The organism is Dermabacter hominis NBRC 106157 (genome assembly GCF_001570785.1).
Taxonomy (GTDB): Bacteria; Actinomycetota; Actinomycetes; order Actinomycetales; family Dermabacteraceae; genus Dermabacter; species Dermabacter hominis.
The window spans coordinates 320,161-337,015 of record NZ_BCSI01000001.1 but is presented as its reverse complement, the minus strand read 5'-3'; the positions used below and the strand labels follow the sequence as shown (position 1 = coordinate 337,015).

General features: G+C 63.3%; 20 protein-coding genes. 10 read left to right on the top strand and 10 right to left on the bottom strand.

The window, feature by feature from the left end:
• Positions 1 to 190: 190 nt before the first annotated feature.
• From DEHOM01_RS01555 to DEHOM01_RS10185, 4 genes are all read right to left on the bottom strand, one after another.
• The gene (locus DEHOM01_RS01555; RefSeq protein ID WP_156468280.1) at positions 191 to 1,183 is read right to left on the bottom strand and encodes a serine hydrolase domain-containing protein; all 993 of its coding nucleotides are present in this window, start codon (positions 1,181 to 1,183) and stop codon (positions 191 to 193) included.
• 74 nt (positions 1,184 to 1,257) lie between these two features.
• Positions 1,258 to 1,560: a HigA family addiction module antitoxin gene (locus DEHOM01_RS01550; RefSeq protein ID WP_016664140.1), complete on the bottom strand. Its 303-nt coding sequence runs from the start codon at positions 1,558 to 1,560 to the stop codon at positions 1,258 to 1,260.
• Positions 1,547 to 1,828, bottom strand: coding sequence for a type II toxin-antitoxin system RelE/ParE family toxin (locus DEHOM01_RS01545; protein ID WP_055089482.1), 282 nt, complete (start codon positions 1,826 to 1,828; stop codon positions 1,547 to 1,549). The genes DEHOM01_RS01550 and DEHOM01_RS01545 overlap by 14 nt, the downstream gene beginning before the upstream one ends.
• A gap of 120 nt (positions 1,829 to 1,948) precedes the next feature.
• A complete protein-coding gene (locus DEHOM01_RS10185; RefSeq protein WP_082738635.1) occupies positions 1,949 to 2,923 on the bottom strand; it encodes a GNAT family N-acetyltransferase in 975 nt (324 codons plus the stop codon).
• Positions 2,924 to 3,435: 512 nt separating this feature from the next.
• Here DEHOM01_RS10185 and DEHOM01_RS01530 point away from each other — a divergent pair.
• Together DEHOM01_RS01530 and DEHOM01_RS10180 are read left to right on the top strand one after the other, a co-directional pair.
• Positions 3,436 to 3,978 (top strand): DUF488 domain-containing protein, encoded by a 543-nt coding sequence (locus DEHOM01_RS01530; protein WP_061211168.1) that lies wholly within the window; start codon positions 3,436 to 3,438, stop codon positions 3,976 to 3,978.
• 439 nt (positions 3,979 to 4,417) lie between these two features.
• Positions 4,418 to 4,546, top strand: a complete 129-nt coding sequence (locus tag DEHOM01_RS10180; protein ID WP_034372423.1) for a hypothetical protein — start codon at positions 4,418 to 4,420, stop codon at positions 4,544 to 4,546.
• 93 nt (positions 4,547 to 4,639) lie between these two features.
• Here the strand turns inward: DEHOM01_RS10180 and DEHOM01_RS01525 are convergent, their stop codons facing one another.
• Positions 4,640 to 6,163, bottom strand: a complete 1,524-nt coding sequence (locus DEHOM01_RS01525) for a SulP family inorganic anion transporter (protein WP_061211167.1) — start codon at positions 6,161 to 6,163, stop codon at positions 4,640 to 4,642.
• 197 nt (positions 6,164 to 6,360) lie between these two features.
• Between DEHOM01_RS01525 and DEHOM01_RS01520 the strand changes: the two genes are divergently transcribed.
• The 5 genes from DEHOM01_RS01520 (at position 6,361) to DEHOM01_RS01500 (ending at position 10,312) form a co-directional block, all read left to right on the top strand.
• On the top strand, positions 6,361 to 6,744 hold the full coding sequence (locus DEHOM01_RS01520; protein WP_055089491.1) for a MerR family transcriptional regulator: 384 nt from the start codon (positions 6,361 to 6,363) through the stop codon (positions 6,742 to 6,744).
• Between the two features lie 242 nt (positions 6,745 to 6,986).
• On the top strand, positions 6,987 to 7,493 hold the full coding sequence (locus DEHOM01_RS01515) for a flavin-dependent oxidoreductase (RefSeq protein WP_156468279.1): 507 nt from the start codon (positions 6,987 to 6,989) through the stop codon (positions 7,491 to 7,493).
• A 27-nt stretch (positions 7,494 to 7,520) separates the two neighbouring features.
• Positions 7,521 to 7,880, top strand: a complete 360-nt coding sequence (gene cmtR, locus DEHOM01_RS01510) for a Cd(II)/Pb(II)-sensing metalloregulatory transcriptional regulator CmtR (RefSeq protein WP_061211166.1) — start codon at positions 7,521 to 7,523, stop codon at positions 7,878 to 7,880.
• The gene (locus DEHOM01_RS01505; protein ID WP_061211165.1) at positions 7,877 to 9,769 is read left to right on the top strand and encodes a heavy metal translocating P-type ATPase; all 1,893 of its coding nucleotides are present in this window, start codon (positions 7,877 to 7,879) and stop codon (positions 9,767 to 9,769) included. The genes cmtR and DEHOM01_RS01505 overlap by 4 nt, the downstream gene beginning before the upstream one ends.
• A 333-nt stretch (positions 9,770 to 10,102) precedes the next feature.
• Positions 10,103 to 10,312 carry a hypothetical protein gene (locus DEHOM01_RS01500; protein ID WP_061211164.1) on the top strand — a complete coding sequence of 70 codons (210 nt, stop codon included), beginning with the start codon at positions 10,103 to 10,105 and terminating at the stop codon, positions 10,310 to 10,312.
• 111 nt (positions 10,313 to 10,423) lie between these two features.
• Here the strand turns inward: DEHOM01_RS01500 and DEHOM01_RS01495 are convergent, their stop codons facing one another.
• Positions 10,424 to 10,753, bottom strand: coding sequence for a hypothetical protein (locus tag DEHOM01_RS01495; RefSeq protein ID WP_061211163.1), 330 nt, complete (start codon positions 10,751 to 10,753; stop codon positions 10,424 to 10,426).
• Between the two features lie 488 nt (positions 10,754 to 11,241).
• A complete protein-coding gene (locus DEHOM01_RS01490; RefSeq protein ID WP_061211162.1) occupies positions 11,242 to 12,174 on the bottom strand; it encodes a hypothetical protein in 933 nt (310 codons plus the stop codon).
• Between the two features lie 177 nt (positions 12,175 to 12,351).
• On the opposite strand from DEHOM01_RS01490, the gene DEHOM01_RS10295 reads away from it, so the two are divergent.
• Positions 12,352 to 12,474, top strand: a complete 123-nt coding sequence (locus tag DEHOM01_RS10295) for a hypothetical protein (RefSeq protein ID WP_259853739.1) — start codon at positions 12,352 to 12,354, stop codon at positions 12,472 to 12,474.
• 152 nt (positions 12,475 to 12,626) lie between these two features.
• Here DEHOM01_RS10295 and DEHOM01_RS09920 read toward each other — a convergent pair whose 3' ends face one another.
• From DEHOM01_RS09920 to DEHOM01_RS01475, 3 genes are all read right to left on the bottom strand, one after another.
• Entirely contained in the window at positions 12,627 to 13,004 is a 378-nt protein-coding gene (locus DEHOM01_RS09920; RefSeq protein ID WP_061211161.1) for a siderophore-interacting protein, read from the bottom strand.
• Entirely contained in the window at positions 13,001 to 14,272 is a 1,272-nt protein-coding gene (locus DEHOM01_RS09915) for an MFS transporter (protein ID WP_156468278.1), read from the bottom strand. The genes DEHOM01_RS09920 and DEHOM01_RS09915 overlap by 4 nt, the downstream gene beginning before the upstream one ends.
• Before the next feature lie 432 nt (positions 14,273 to 14,704).
• Entirely contained in the window at positions 14,705 to 15,331 is a 627-nt protein-coding gene (locus DEHOM01_RS01475) for an MFS transporter (RefSeq protein ID WP_016664125.1), read from the bottom strand.
• Positions 15,332 to 15,663: 332 nt separating this feature from the next.
• Here DEHOM01_RS01475 and DEHOM01_RS01470 point away from each other — a divergent pair, with 332 nt between their 5' ends.
• Positions 15,664 to 15,978 (top strand): helix-turn-helix domain-containing protein, encoded by a 315-nt coding sequence (locus tag DEHOM01_RS01470; RefSeq protein WP_082738665.1) that lies wholly within the window; start codon positions 15,664 to 15,666, stop codon positions 15,976 to 15,978.
• Positions 15,978 to 16,820 carry an IS3 family transposase gene (locus DEHOM01_RS01465; RefSeq protein WP_016664123.1) on the top strand — a complete coding sequence of 281 codons (843 nt, stop codon included), beginning with the start codon at positions 15,978 to 15,980 and terminating at the stop codon, positions 16,818 to 16,820. Before DEHOM01_RS01470 ends, DEHOM01_RS01465 begins: the two co-directional genes overlap by 1 nt.
• Positions 16,821 to 16,855: the final 35 nt, after the last annotated feature.

The window sequence follows — 16,855 nt, the reverse complement described above, 5'->3', positions numbered from 1 at the left end:
GCTAAAAGTCACGCTGCTCGCAATGGCTTAGTACTCACGCTGCCGCTCGATGACTAGACCATCCTTAGCAGCATCCAGTGAGACACGGAGAAAAATAACGCGACTCAACAGCGCTACACGTCAAAACTGAACACGGTCGAGTTCCGCTGGGTAGAAACATACGGCGAACGCTTCCTACCTCACTGGTGCTTCAAGGCAGCGAGCGGGCCAGTGCCATCCCAAGGTCATCAACCGAGTTCATCGTGTTGCTAAGTACGATCACGCCCTGCCCACGGCCGGGTTGAAGACTTATCCAGCTGCTGAAGCCACCGGTCATGCCGTTGTGCCACACCAGTGAGTTCTGGTCGATATGCCAGCCGTAGCCGATGCGCAGACCGTCTCTGGCAACGACTGCCTGATCCATCGCAGCCGTGCCCGGCGCGGTGGCGTCCAGCAGGGACTGAAGATATCGAGTCATGTCAGCAAGGGTCGATCGGACACTGCCACTGGGCGCTTCAGCACCCAACGTCCATGGCGCGGATCGCCGCCCCCACATGACCGAGTAACCGCGGGGCACATCTACTCCAAGCGACGTCGGATCTGTTGGAACGAAGGTGTCGTCCATCCCCAATGGTGCGAACAGCCGTTCTTGAAGCAGTCGCGGAAAACTCGTTCCCGCTCGGCGAGCCAGCGCCTGCCCAAGCAAGGAGTAGCCGAGGTTTGAGTATGCGTATTCCCTTGGCCCCAGGCGAGACCGGCTCGCATCCGCAATCAGACGCTCGAGAGTCACTGACGAACTTGGGTCATGCACGAGCAACGGCCAAAGAGCAAGATCAGCGACGTTGCGGCATGTGCTCGCCATATTAGGCAGGCCGCTGGTGTGAGTAGCAAGCTCTTCAAGCTCGATGGCAGCCACCTCGCTGCTCGCCAGATCAAAGAAGGTTCCCAGAGGAGTCCGTCGGCTTATTTCACCGCGCTCCAGCATGTCAGCAAAGACCGCAGCCGTCATCGTCTTGGTGATCGAACCGATCTCGTACTGCGTATGACGACCCGCACCGAAATGAGCCTCACGGAGTACACCGTTGTCGATAACTGCGATACTGGCCCGGTCTCGAGGCCCGCGCGAACGTCGAAGAATCGTCTCGGCTTCACGAACGAGCCAAGGATCCCCCGACGACTCGCGGCACAGGCTCGGAGTTCTCATTCGGGCGAAGATTTCAACAGCCGCTACTCCTGCGACCACCAGACCGGACCCGACAGCCAGCCGTCTGCGAGAGCTCACGCGACCTGCAGGGGCGTGATCGCCGCGATCTGCTCCTCCGCGAGGTCCTCCGCACGGTCCAGCTCGTAGTGGCTCTGCAGGTTGATCCAGAACTCCGCCGACGTGCCGAAGTACTTCGCGAGCCGCAGCGCGGTGTCGGCAGTGATGCCCCGCTTGCCGTGCACGATCTCATTGATCCGCCGCGGCGGAACCCCGATCGAGACGGCGAGCTTGTTCTGCGTGATGCCGAAGCCCTCGATGAAGTCCTCCATGAGGACCTCACCCGGGTGGATCGGCTCGATCCTGTCAGTGGTAGTCAACGATCTGCACCTCCTCGGGTCCGGCGTCGCTCCACACGAAGCAGATACGCCACTGGTCGTTGATTCTGATGCTGTACTGCCCGGCCCGATCACCCTTGAGGGCCTCAAGCCGGTTGCCGGGCGGGACCCGGAGGTCCTCGAGAGACTCCGCGGACCCCACCTGACGCAGCTTGCGCAGTGCGACGCGATGGATCCTCGGATCGATGGACCGCACGCGCTCACGACGCCACAGCCGTTCGGTCGCCTTGTCGCCGAACGATCTGATCATGGAGCCAGTCTATAACGGGGGCCGTCATTAACGCTAGACGTTAAACCTGAACTCAATCGAGTTACGACACCGGTAAGCACGACTGATCACCGCAGCCCAGGTCATGAAGCCCAGCGATCCTTACAAAGGCATGACCATGAACAAGCAGGGGTTGTCATCACCCCACAGATCAGTTTCCTCCAGCGGCAGGAATCCGCACTTCTCGTAGAAGTGGCGGGTGCGGGCGTATCCAGCGTCAGGATGCGACGGCCCCAAGGTCTTCACTTGGAGCAGCCGAACACCATCGGCACGGGAGGCTGACGCCACAGCCCTGAGCATGGCTGATCCAACGCCCTGACCATGCCAAGCTCGGTCCACGACCATGAGGTGAATGTCGGCGGATATCGGGAAGTCGCGGTCGACCAAGGTCACGCCGATGATCCTTCCATGTTCGTCGCGCACAGACCACGTCTCCATGTGCCGGGCAGCGTCGATGTACTCCTGATTCGCTTCTTCCAGGCCGAACCACTCCGGGACTGTCGCCAGAAGCCGTGCAACGTCATCCGGGAGCTGAGCGTCTCTGCGGCACTCCCAGAGTGATGGACGAGGACGCAATGCGCACATCTTCACGCTGTCCCAGCGTCGGCCATTCCACGACCGCGCCTCGGGAATCCGGCCACACTCGACGAAACCGCATCGTCTCGCTGAGGCGATCATCCTCTCGTTGCCTGACCATGTCTGAAGGGTGACGACGTGAGCGTCGGTCTCGTCGAAGATCAGGTCGAGCCACTGGGTGAGCGCCGCCCGGCCGATACCCCTCCCCCACCAACGCGGGCCGAAGACCACGATGCCAAGCTCCCACCAGCCGCCGCCTGCGGACTCCTCCTCGAAACGCGAAACAAAACCAACAGGCTCTCCATCGACCTCGATGATCCGACGATCATGACTGCCTAATCCTGCACGCTGCCGCTGATCAAACTCCTCACGGCTGGGGTTCACAGGGGCCTCGAAGTAGGGCCCATCCCACAGCTTCCACGCGGCATCCGGCGTCGCGTGCTGCCAGGCCCACAAGAAGTCGAAATCATCGGCACTCACCGGCCGGAGAGTCACATTCACTGCGCCAGCCTACCTTGGCCGAGACTGGAGACATCAGGGCTTTTCGTCTCTCGCCCAGATGGCGAAAGCGCCGCTGCTCGACGGCTCGGCAGACCGGAACTACACATTGAACCTAAATTCGACGACGTATCGTTGCAAAAACACCTTCTCATTCGTGAATAGCAGCTAAAAACCACCACACCCCGCTATGTGCGGCAAAGATAGAGTGCACATCAGGTAGCCTCAGCCCCGCTCCTCGTGCAGCGGCATCCTTAAACAAGACATACATGGGATTCGCCCCACATACGATTAACTCAGGCTTCCGATGTCGCCCAAGCGATCCGTTGAAACTTAACCGAACGGTCCGTGCGGAATACTCGGCCATAAATGGGATTTATACGGCGGAAAGGTGGGCGCGAATGCATCAAACGTCCTGTCTGCTACCTCCGCGTTCTACCGGTCCGACCACCTGCCGATGCACGATACCTGGACGCCAATGTTGGTGTAACCGCTTGACGCGTAGCATTGGCGACATGCGCATTTTCACCGTGGGCCACTCCAACCTCGAGTTCGAGGACTTCGCTGAAATGATCAAGGCTGCCGGTGTGGCATCCATCGTGGATGTGCGCAAGCTGCCCGGGTCCAGGAAGTACCCGTGGTTCAACGGCGACCCCCTTGCCGAACACCTTCCTACATGTGGCATCACTTACAGCAGAAGTGAGGGCCTCACCGGGCGGCGCAACGTGTCCCACTCGGTGCCTTTTGAGGTTAACGGCAACTGGCGTAACCGCAGTTTCCACAATTACGCCGACCATGCGCTGGGCGGGGAGTTCTCGGACGCGCTCTCGCAGCTACGGGTGAACGCCGCCGAAACCCCCACCGCGATCATGTGCTCCGAGGCGGTGTGGTGGCGCTGCCACCGGCGTATCATCGCCGACCACCTCATCGCCCGCGGTGACGAGGTTGGCCACATTATGGGCCTGGGGGCAGCCGGGGCGACGGTGAACGAGGCAACGCTCAACGACGGCGCAGTCATCGGCAACGATCTCCTCGTGCGCTACGCCGAGCGGGACTAGCGCGTACCCCAGAGGCCAGGGGTGCGGAAACTCGGACTATGCCTCAGGCGCGACCTACGCCTTGTATTCATGGAGCGCCCGCCCCTTATGAGCAGCAGCATCGGAGGCACACCAGTGGATAGCACGCTCAAACGAGCTTTAGGTTAGGAAATCTGAACCCCTCAATCTAAGAAGACCACCGGGAACCCCGATAGTGCCCCGAAGCATCGAATCGAAAAACGTGCTACCGACTTGCCACGGACCTAGACGTTGAACTTGAAGTCCACGATATCTCGTTACAAAGTCACTCTCTCGTTAACACCACCAAAAGGAGCGTTATCCAATGAAGCGTTCCGATTCTTAAGCTTCGGGCATTACGCCTTCGGTGGCCAGCGCGGGTCATCCGCGGAAAAGATCGCCAAGACTCATCTGGATCGCCCAGGCTGCGAACGAAATCGGCGTGAACGACGCGTCCTTCCGAGTCCACTACTTCGTGCCGCAGGCCTCCGCCCCGATGCCGCTGCTCGGTGCTGTCGCGGCCACCACCAAACACATCGAGGTGGCCAACGGTGTCATCGACATGCGCTAGCGCATCTCATGGTTGTGACGTTGGATAGCGGCTGCCGCCCGCGGCTGCGCCGCGGTTGCCCCCGACGTGACCGACTGGCCCACCTGAGCACTGTCAGTGACCGTTGCCGAGTCCTCCCGTGAGTCGGGCGTGGAACCCAGTCGTGAACTCGTTCATCCCGACGAGCTCGACCGTCTTGCCGTGCTGTTCGTATTTGGTCTCGATTGCGTCGAGCGCCGCGACGGTGGAGGCATCCCAGATGTGGGATCTCGTGAGGTCGATGATGACTCGGTCAGGGTCGTCGGCGTACTCGAACATGGTGGTGAGGTCGTTGCTGGAGGCGAACAGGAGCTGACCCTCGACTGTGTAATGCGCGATCCGAGCGCCATCCTGTTCAGTGATCTCACGCCTGACGTCGATGAGGTGGGCGACGCGGCGCACGAACATCACAGAGGCGACGAACACGCCGACGACGACACCGACGGCGAGGTTGTGGGTGGCGACGACGACGGCGACGGTGATGACCATGACGGTCGTCTCACTTTTAGGCATCCGGCGCAGGGTGGAGGGCTTGATGGAGTGCCAGTCGAAGGTACCTACGGAGACCATGATCATCACCGCGACCAGCGCCGCCATGGGGATGATCGCAACGATGTCGCCGAGGACGACGATGAGGGCCAAGAGGAACACACCTGCGAGGAACGTCGAGATGCGGGTGCGGGCCCCGGACGCCTTCACGTTGATCATGGTCTGCCCGATCATCGCGCAGCCACCCATGCCGCCAAACAGGCCGGAGAGCAGGTTCGCGACGCCCTGCCCCCAGCTCTCCCGGGTCTTGTTCGAGTGGGTGTCGGTCACATCGTCCACGAGCTTCGCCGTCATGAGCGATTCCATCAGGCCTACCAGCGCCATCGCGAGGGCAAACGGCGCGATGATCGTGAAAGTCCCCCATGTCAGCGGCACATTCGGTATGAACAGCTCGGGAAGGCTGCGCGGCAGCTCACCCTTGTCGCCGACTGCGGGTACGTTGATCGAGAAGACGACCGCGGCGGCGGTCACCAAAGCGATCGAGACCAGTGGGGCCGGTATGACCTTAGTGATCTTCGGTATGAAGACCATGATCAGCAGCCCGACCGCGACGAGGGGGTAGACCATCCAGGGCACGCCGATGAGTTCGGGCACCTGTGCCATGAAGATGAGGATCGCCAGCGCGTTGACAAAGCCGACCATGACGCTGCGCGGGATGAATCGCATGAGTCTGGCGACTCCGAAGACGGCGAGGAGGATCTGGAAGACCCCAGCCAGAAGCACCGTCGCGATGAAGTAGTCCAAGCCGTAGTCGCGGGCGACGGGGGTGATAACGAGAGCGATAGCGCCCGTCGCCGCGGTGATCATGGCGGGTCTGCCACCGAGGAACGCGATGGACACTGCCATCACGAATGAGGAGAACAAGCCCACACGTGGATCGACGCCCGCGATGATCGAGAACGAGATCGCCTCGGGAATGAGCGCCAGCGCCACGACCAGGCCTGCGAGAACTTCGCGAGTGAGGATGCGCGGGGTCTTCAGTGCGGTGAGCACCGACGGTTCGGGCCGGTACCGACCCTTGTCTTCTTTGGTCGCAGTGGGCAAGGCCATGCGGTACCTCCATCTGTTCAGGGCGGCGCTCTCAGGCCAGGAGCGGAGAATGTCTGGTGGTGCGCGACAACGTGCGGCTTCGCCTGGCGATAGATCGCCACGGCGGAGGCATGTCCAGTCTCATGTGGACACGAGAGTCAACACTAACGTAACGTGAGAGTTGTGTCGAACTGAGACGATGAGATGAGGAGGCCCCCGTGCCCGAAGCGGGAATGATGCACATCGGAGAGCTGGCTGAGCGGACAGCTCTGTCGCAGCGCACCATCCGCCACTACGACGAGATCGGACTCTTGACACCCTCCGGACGCTCCGAGGGCGGGTTCCGGCTCTACACTGAGGGCGATCTCGGCAGACTCCTGCTGATCCGGCGCATGAAGCCACTGGGATACTCGCTCGATCAGATGGGCGACCTACTCCGGGCGCTCGACGGCGCAGATGGCGTCGGTGCTGCCGCCGAGAGCGCCCGGCGGGCGCTGAACGATTTCCGCACCGACGCGGAGGAACGCCGCGCGAAGCTTGCCAAGCAGCTTGACGCCGCTGACGAGTTCATCGGCCTGCTCACCGCGCACTCCTCGGACTGAGTCGAAACAGACACACGATGCGCTATCTGTGCCAGCGAGGCCACTTCGAAGCGTTCATGGCTGCAGTGGACGGCAACGGATTCGCCACCGCCGCACCGCTGGACCGGCAGTAGCCCAACATATTCCAGCCCGGCTCCGCCCTGCCGGTCGTCCCCATGGTGCCCGAGCTGCGTTAGCACATTTCCTACGGCTCCGGCACCCACGCTTCTGTCGAGCAAACCGCCGAGGACGGACTCAACCTGATGTCGTCCACTCTGGTCTCCGAGACCAACGCCGAGCCCCTGAGCGAAATCCAGGCAGACCAGATCAGTCGCTACCGCGCCGCATGGAAGACGGCGGGCCATGCTTGGACGCCGCGCGCGTCGGTTTCGCGCTCCGTCTTCCCCATCGCTGACGGCGCGGACATGCAGATGTTCGGCATGCAGGCCACCGACTCCGATCAGCTGGGCATGCTTCCCGACGTCGGCGCCTCCACCTTCGGTCGCACCTTCGCCGCTGAGCCCGACAAGCTCATTGAGCAGCTCAAAGCCGATCCCGCCGTCATGTCCGCCGACGCCCTGCTCATCATCATCCCCACCGGGATGGGCGTGGACGTCAACGTGAAGATCTTGGACAACTTCGCCACGCATGTCGCCCCCGCTTTCGGTTGGCAGCCGAACCGCGAAGGCCCAGTTACCGGCTACCCATCGAGTAATTCCTGCAGGTCGCAAGCTCTTCGCTTCAATGTCAGTTCAGTGCGTTTTCAATAGTTCAGTGAATACTGTATAGTTCAGCACATGCTGACTATTGCTTCACGCCTCGACGTCATGAACCGGCTCGGCCGAGCCATGGCGGATCCGACCCGCTCCCGAATCCTGATGGCCCTACTAGACGGCCCGAGCTACCCGGCCGTGCTTTCGCGCGACCTGGACCTGACCCGCTCGAACGTCTCGAATCACCTGAGCTGCCTGCGCGATTGCGGCATCGTCGTCGCTGAGCCGGAGGGCCGTAAGACCCGCTACGAAATTGCCGATCCGCACCTCGCGACGGCGCTCGACGCGCTAGTGAACGCGACGTTGGCTATCGACGAAAACGCCCCGTGCATCACCCCTGAGTGCTCGGTGCCCGGCTGCGGCGAGAAAGGAGCGGATGCATGAGCTCGGCGTGTGGATGCGATCACGAACCAGCCGCGGAGATCGAAGATCTCGATCGGCCATGGTGGAAGGACCCCGAGTTGCTACTGCCGATCTTCTCCGGCGTAGCCCTCTGCATAGGCCTGGCGCTGGACTGGTCCGACTTGGAGGCGCCCGCGACGGTGCTGTTTTGGGTCGGCCTGCTGTTGGGCGCGTACACGTTCGCGCCTGGAGCGATCCGGAACCTTGTCACGAAGCGAAAGCTCGGCATTGGTTTGCTGATGACGATCAGCGCGGTCGGCGCGGTGATCCTTGGTTTCGTCGGAGAGGCCGCGGCGCTGGCGTTCCTGTACTCGATCGCCGAGGCGCTTGAAGACAAGGCGATGGACCGGGCCCAAGGCGGACTGCGGGCACTGTTGAAGCTGGTACCGCAAACCGCGACCGTGCTGCGCGACGGTACGACGGCCGAGGTCGCTGCGAAGGACCTTGAGGTTGGCGAGCTAATGGTCGTACGCCCCGGGGAGCGGATCGCCACGGACGGCATCATTCGGTCTGGGCACTCCAGCCTTGACACCTCAGCGATCACCGGAGAATCCATTCCGGAGGAGGTTGCGCCCGGCGACGAGGTGCCCGCGGGAGCAATCAACTCCGCCGGCGTGCTGGAGGTCGAGACGACCGCAGCTGGAACGGACAACTCACTGACCACTCTCGTCGGCCTGGTCGAGCAGGCGCAGGCGGAAAAGGGCGACCGCGCCCGGATCGCCGACCGGATTGCCCGACCCCTGGTGCCCGGGGTGATGATCCTGGCGGTGTTGGTCGGCGTGATCGGCTCGCTGCTCGGCGACCCCGAGACGTGGATCACCCGTGCACTGGTGGTCCTGGTCGCAGCATCGCCGTGCGCGCTGGCAATCTCCGTGCCGCTGACGGTCGTGGCCGCGATCGGCGCAGCCAGCCAGTTCGGAGTGGTCATCAAGTCTGGCGCGGCGTTCGAGAGACTCGGCGGTATCCGTCACCTGGCAGTGGACAAAACCGGAACCCTTACCCGCAACCAGCCTGAGGTTACCGGAGTGGTCCCGGCAGACGGATTCGATCGGAAGCAGGTGCTTTCCTTCGCTGCGGCAGTTGAGCAGCAATCGACGCACCCCCTCGCCGCGGCGATCGCGGCAGCGGGGCCCGAAGCGCCCACCGCCTCGGACATCAGCGAGGAGGCTGGGCATGGCATCGGCGGCACCGTCGAAGGTCGACGGGTACTTGTGGGCAGCCCCCGATGGATCGACGCCGGGCCACTGAAAGCGGACGTTGAGCGCATGGAGTCCGAGGGCCAGACCTGCGTCCTAGTCACCGTCGATGACGCTCTCGCCGGGGCAATCGGGGTCCGCGACGAGTTGCGGCCCGAGGTGCCCGAAGCCGTGCAGGCCCTGCACGCCAACGACGTGGAAGTAAGCATGCTCACCGGCGATAACACTCGCACCGCCCGGGCGCTGGCTGAAATCGCCGGAATCGACGACGTGCGCGCTGAACTACGCCCGGAGGACAAGGCAAGCATCGTCGCCGAGCTCTCCTCTAAGACGCCGACAGCGATGATCGGCGACGGCATCAACGACGCGCCGGCACTGGCGGGCGCGACGGTGGGCATCGCGATGGGAGCGACCGGCTCTGACGCCGCAATCGAGTCCGCTGACGTCGCCTTCACCGGCCACGACCTCCGGCTAATCCCGAAGGCGCTGCAGCACGCCCGCCGAGGCAGCAGGATCATCAACCAAAACATCGTGCTGTCTCTGGCCATCATCATCGTGTTGATGCCGCTGGCGATCAGCGGCATGCTGGGCCTGGCCGCCGTCGTGTTGGTTCACGAAGTCGCCGAAGTCATCGTGATCTTGAACGGCCTGCGGGCTGCACGAGCGAAGCGCTGAGACTGTGACCGGCAAGTCTTATAAGGGTTAAACCACGCGCCGAGCGCACACACACGTTGGACCAGGCGAGTCATTCGAGTTCACCACCTGGTCCTTCTCGATGCGTGCAGGCACGGGAACTGTGGGTGAACCTAATAGTTCAACGGCCCGATACCGCTTGCAGATTCTTCACACGAGGTAGCGGAATGGACCGAGGCCAAACGAAAACCGGAGTTAGAGAGAGCGCTCTTCAACCTACCCCCCAATAACGCGAAACGTCATTAACGCCTCGCGTTACACGTTAAAGCGGAATTCCACCACGTTCCGTACAGTGCTTACGTATCTTTCGCGACGATGATCCTGCAGCTGGTGATGCTTCTTCTGCAGCTGGCGCTCACTCTGAAGATCAGGGAGGGCTCCGAATGGGCACGTGCAGGCCTGACAGCCGTCACAGTGCTCACCATTGCCTACTCGATCATCCTCACCGTCGCAGGCCTCGAGTCCGGTGGTGGCGGAACGGTCGCAGTGGCCATCATTTCGATCCCTCTGACTGCGTTCTTCTAACTGCCGCAGGCAAACGCATGGTTCATCAGGACCACGGAAGAAGCTGACCGGGCATCGGACATGACCCCCTTAACCACGCAGCTGATTTCAGAAGCAGCCGACGAGCGTTGCCTAGTCGATGACGAGGGAACGCTCTTCGCTTACAACGAGCACCTCGGCCCCCTTGAGGGCCTCACCGAGAACGTCGTTGACCGCCCACTCAAGAGAGTCAAGGGCGTCTTCTCCCCCGCTAATGGCCTCAGCCTCACAGTCGTTGACCCGGATGAGTGCAGCCCCGCCGATTGGCACAACACCCTCGGCATCAGAACCGTGCTCTTCTACAATGCGCGCCCACGCGGAGTCCAGCGCATTCGGCGTTATGACACGCACCCGGACTCGGTATGCCAGGTCTTGGGTTGTGTGCCGATCAAACCAGTCATCAGATACTTTCCACATCGTCATGCTTCAAGCATCAGACCGAGCAGCAGAAACTGCAATGGGCGGGGCACCCCGCTCAACGTTGAAGCGGAGCTCAACGGCTTCGCCACGGTTAGGAACGTCAGGTTCGGACAGTTGCCTTCGTCTCCCTGGCGCCTCGCGAAGCGTCGATCCACGTAACTACGCAATCGACTGCGCCTGGCAACCCCATGGCGAGCAGCAGAGGGAACCGTGCTTCCTGACCTGGCGGATGGTTCCGAACGCACCCTCCTCGCGATGCACGCAGAATACCGCATTCTCCGGCAGGTCCAGGAATTGGAAGTCCACCGCCGGCCCCGCGAGGTGTTGTGAAGCACGAGCGAGCAATGCCGGTGGGCCTTCAGCCGATCCTTGCTGTCCGTCTACACTCTCTAGCGAACCTCGGCTTGCGCCCACACGCCTTCCGAGGGATCCGGCCCTGCCGGTTCCTCATCCTTGGAAGCTTCGACGGACTGTTGGGACTGCACAGTAGCCTAATCCCTCCGCACCCACGAGTCCATGAGGTCGTACACCGCGCGATCAATAGCGTCGTAGAGTTCATTGAGCATGCGTCGCGGTTCTGAATCCGGCGCAAGTGTGAGACTCTCGATGCTTTTGCCCCGTGGAGGATGCGGTAGCCCTTCCGGCCACGGCTTGCCCGTGAACGCCGGCCACACAACGGGGAGCTCTCCCGCATCACGCTTCCACAGTTCATCGGTCACCTCAAGCGGCACATTTTCCATAACCATGCCGCGAATCGAATCCCCTTCGATGCTTTCCGGGTCGGCCTGGAAGCTTTCGAGGTCGTACCCCATGTCCTTGGTGAATTCCAGGAGCTGTCGGCTGATTTCCTCCACCCACCGATCCGCGGGCGGCTGTTTTGACGCTTCGACCAGATACTGCGGCATTGGCCTATTTGGGTCCAAAGGGTTCGGCGGCTGCTGTATTTTCTGAACCCACGCGGGCTGATACTCCGCGGAGCGGCTCCCCCATAGCATGAGTTCACGGTGCCAGGCGATGTCCGTGGGGCGAACGAGCGAAGGGTCCTGCGGCGGCTGAAACATGGCGTTCGGGTCGTCGCTCTCGGGTTTGTGCCAGTACGTGCGACGCATCCAGTCACGCTCGTACGAAAATTCGCCGTTCTTCATGCGGCCAATGATCGTGATCCACTGGCCGCGTTCATACGGCTCAGATTCACGGACCCTTGCCTTCGTGACGGTGTTAAACAAGGGGCCGCTCACGCGAATGTTGTGCCGCGTGCCGTCTGCCGTTTTCGCCCAGCCGTGCACGTATCCGACCATGCAATGCGACACGTAGAACACGGATTCGACCGCATCGGTCGGCAGGAGCGACTTCCACACCTCGGTGATCTTCGCGTCGTGTTCAGCTTGCTTCGGATGTGTCAAGGCATGGTTCGGTGCGCTCATGCGGCGAGCCTATCGACCATCTCGGAAGTAAGCAATGGGGAGGGGTGCACGGGGACTGCGGGATCTTAAGTCTGAACCGGGAATGGGACCCCTCCGGCCGACGGTTCCTTGACGCTCAATGAGCAGCAATGGTGGCTGCGCCGTGGGTATGCTCCAACCGCCGCTACCGTGGATGCCATGCACACAGAACCGCTCGGCTGCATGGGCCTCCTTGACAGTGCCCGCTCCTCCATTTCGCGACTCACGCCCCGCGAGGCGTTCGAGGCCCAGAAAGCCGGGGCCATCATCATCGACGTGTGACCCGAGGCCCACCGTCGCGCCGCGCACAATATCCCCGGTGCGCTCGCGATCGACCTCACGGTGCTGCACTGGCGGCTCGACCCCACCTTCGTCTACCGCATCCCCGAAGCAATCGCGTGGGACCAGCCTTACGTCTTGATCTGCCGGCACGGCTATTCCTCGAGCGTCGCCGCGGCCCAGGGACCGGCGATCCCCTTGTCGCCGTGGAGAACGAAATCGATGTCCAGTTCGCCGGCCTCCGGGCGCCAAGCACGCAGGGTGTACGAGCGCACCGATGGGCGGCGCCTGGCCGGAACGGTCAGCAGACGCGCGTATGTCCCCCTGGTGATGCGATCAGGCACGTGATCCAGGCTCATCGGATCGCTCGTCGGCAGGAACAGGCGCACCCACTGGTCGAAACCACGCCAGCGAAGGCGAGCGAGATCATCGCCGGTGAATGTGACCCGTTGGATGCACGACGAGATGCGCTCCGAGCGCGCCACTTGCACGCGCATCGGGCCGTCGCCCTGAGAGACGGTGATGTTGCTCATGCGGTGCTCCTCTCCATGCGACGGGCGTGCGCGACACCGACCACCGTTCCGATGAGGGCGAGTCCGGCGCACGCCAGGAAGACCGGGCCGTAGCCGACGCTTCCCGCGGCGTACATGAGTGCGGCGCCGAGGACGTAACTCGCGATCATCGCGACAGCGGCGAGCACTGTGAAGTCGGTGGCTTCGGAGCCAGGTCGAGCCAACGACATGTTGACGGTGTAGACGATCGTGCTCGCCGCCGCCATCGCCGCCACGAACACGCTGAGGACCACCACGGTCAGCAGGAAGGGTGCCCACCCGGAGGCCAGCGGAAGCAGCGCGATCACGGCGAACGCATCCACGAGCCCGGCGGTGAGCAGGCAGCGCGAGACCCCGAATCGTCGAACGCACGGCCCAACGATCAGCGAGGCTGCCGCCGCGGGAACGGCGAGGAACATGCCGAGCACCCAGCCGAGGCGGTCGAGGCCCCAACCTGCATCGGTGAGCGCAGGCGAAAGGAGTCCGTACGCGGCGGTGGTGCCGGCCAGGAACAGTGGCATCACCGCGAGTCCCCACATGCGACCGGCGGGTTGACGGAACACCCCCAGGAGTGCGGCATACGCAGGGCCGAGCCGCGGCTCGGGAGCGTCGGGGAGGCGCTCGCAATGACAGAGGGTGAGCGGCAGCGGAATGAGGCAGAGTCCAGCAAGCGCGATCATCGCCGGGACCCAGCCGAAGGCGTTGAAGACCAGCACGATGACTCCACCGCCCAGGATGTTTCCGACCCACTGAGCTGCGTTTGCGATGCCGTTGGCGAGCGGCCGCGTCGCATCGTTGACGGCGCGGGCCGTGAGCCCGTCGGCGGCGATGTCCTGCGTGGCACTGATGAAGGTGTAGATGGCGATGACGGCACCGAGCAGGCCGAGATGCTGAGCGGGCTCCGGGATCGCGACCAGAGCGAGGCATGCGATGGCTAGAAGGGGCTGGAGGATGAGGAGCCAGTTCCGGTAATGCCCCGTCTTCGTCCGGCCGAACCGGTCGACGAGCGGCGCCCACAGGGGTTTGAGCGCCCACGTTGCACCCGCCAGAGAGACGGCCGCGAGGCTCTCGAGGGAGACTCCTTCGTGCCGCAGAATGGCGGCCAGCCCGACGTAGATGAAGCCGACACCCAGATACTGCGTGACGTAGAGTGACGCGACGAGCGGCAGCGCGCCGTGGGTCGTCGTGCGGTCCTGGTCATCGTGCAGGGCCGTCGTCGTCACCGGGACGGCGGGGGCGGTAGCACTCATGGAGATCCTTCCGCTAGGTAAGGGTAACCTTACGGAATTATGAAACTCGCGTCTAGCGCTAATGCAGGCCCAGTTGCGCAGGCGACATCATTCCCATCAGGCGACCGAACTCGACGGTCTGCCAGACAGGTGATCACACGTTAAATTTGAACTCCACCACGTTCCGTAGCCGAATAACCTCAGCTTGCGAACTCGGCAAAGCAGCGCGATGAGCACGCCGCAGAGAGCCAGCGGCGCACCGAGCCGGTCGAGCCCGTCGTCCAGGAAGACCGCCATGTCGTGGGAGAGCAGGACGATTGGAGTGACCGTGACCAGCAGGAGGAGGATCCGCGCGATGACGTCGGCGCGGTGCTCGCGCAGGATTGCGCCGATGCCCGGCTGCCCCTCGTCTGCTGCGGTGCCCGCGGCTCGTCGGGGAGCGGTGACCGCGGGTCAGGTTCGATCCCTACTCCGCTCGACCAGACAGACCGCTGCTGCAGCAGTTGAGAGGGCGGCGACGATTGCGACCGGCAGCCAGGCGGTGCCGCCGATGAGCGCTCCGGCGACGGCGGTGCCGGCCGAGCCGGCGGCGATCTTCAGCGCGCCGACCCAGATGAAGATCTGCCCGCGCGCCTCGGGCGGGGCGTACTCGCTCCGAGCCGCGAGCGTAGCCGCGAAGAACAGTGAGTTCGCAATCCCTGCTGCGCCGAACGCGACGAGGGCAGCAGTGAAGTTCGTCGTCGCGATGACCAGGAGCAGTGCCGCAGCGACGACTGCCGCGAGGACGCCGGTGAGCTTGTCGGCGTCCCCGTGCAGCGGCCGGACCATGAGCAGCCCGGAGCCGGCGAGGGTGCCGATTCCGTAGCTTGCGACCAGGCTCCCGGCCAGCGCCGCCTCGCCCAGGGACTGCGCGACCGCGACGGCATAGATCGGCAGCGCCGCGACGGAGAATGCGACGACGACGGTCAGGACGAGAGTGCGCCGCAGCGGGCCGGATCGCCGGATCGTGACGAGGGTGCGTCCTGGGGACGGGACCGCGCCGGGGTCGTCGAGCGGGGACTGGCGCGGCAGGGCGAGCACGGCTCCGGCCCCGACGACCTCAGCGGCCGCCAGTGCCAGGGTCGCGACGAGCGGGCTCGCGGCTGCGGCGAGCCAGGCGACCGCGGCCGGTCCCAGGGTGCCGCTGAGCCTGAAGTGCTCCCCGGAAGTTGGACTGAGAATTCAGTTTCTTCTTCCGGGGAGTCTTCATGTATGCGAGTAGTTCTCTGACCCAAGCCCAGCAGCGGGCGGCTGTAGGGTTGTTCGAGGCGGGCTGGGGCGACACGGCCGTGGCGTCTGAGCTTGGTGTGAGTCGTTGGCCGGTGCGAAAGTTGTTCCAGCGTTGGCGTGTTCGAGGCAGAGGAGCGCTGGTCATGGCATCGGGCAAGAAGGTCTATCCGTTCGAAACGAAGGTGGCCGTCGCGCAGCGTTTCCTGGCTGGGGAGCCGAAGACGGACCTGGCGATCGAATTCGGTCTGTCCTCTCCCCAGATCGTCCAGAGATGGGGAAGGATCCTGCGCGAGCAGGGCGAAGACGGTCTCAGACCCAGACCACGAGGTCGGAAGACGGCCACGGGGCCGTCCGACAAGATCGAAACTCTGCGGCGCGAGGTTGAGCGGCTGAGGGCGGAGAACGCCTACCTGGGAAAATTGCGGGCCTTGATGGAGCCACAACGTCGGTCAAGGTGATGGCCGTCGTTTCCCTCAAGGCAGACCACAGGCTCACCGATCTGCTCGCCGCGGCCGGGCTGGCGAGATCCACGTTCTTCTATCACCAAGCCCGCCTCACCGCCCCGGACCCGCAGGCTGGGTTGAAGGCGGCGATCAGGGAGGTCTTCGAGGCCTCGCGTCGCCGGTTCGGGCATCGACGGGTCTGGGCCAAACTGCGGGCCCAGGGCTGGATCGTCGCGAAGAAGACCGTCCTGAAGTTCATGCGCGACCTCGGGCTGCGTTGCGAGATTCGCCGCAAGCGGTTCCGGTCCTTCAAGGGCGAGGTCGGCAAGACCTTCCCGAACCTTCTCCAGCGTGACTTCACCACCACTGGCCCGAACCAGAAGTGGGTCACCGACGTCACCGAGTTCCACCTCGACGGCGAGAAGGTGTATCTGTCGGCGGTCATGGACCTGTTCGACCGCCAGATCATAGGCGCGACCATCGGCCCGTCACCGAACCTGGCCCTGACCAACACCTCCCTGGAACAGGCCGTCGGCCGGCTGCGAGAGGGAGACCACCCGATCGTCCACTCGGACCAGGGATTCCAATATCAGCACTGGCAATGGCGCAGGATCCTCGGCCAGGCCGGCGCGAGAGGATCGATGTCCCGGCGCGGGAACTGCCTCGACAATGCCGTAATCGAGAGCTTCTTCGGCCACCTCAAGGACGAACTGTTCTGCTCGACCACGATCACCACCGTCGAGCAACTCACCACCGAGTTCACCGACTACATCGACTGGTTCAACCACCACCGCCCCCACAACAGCAACAAGGGCCTGCCCCCGGTCCAATACCGGGAACAGACCCTTGCCGCCTAGGCCCTAGGCTTTCAAACCAGTCCGACAATCGGGGA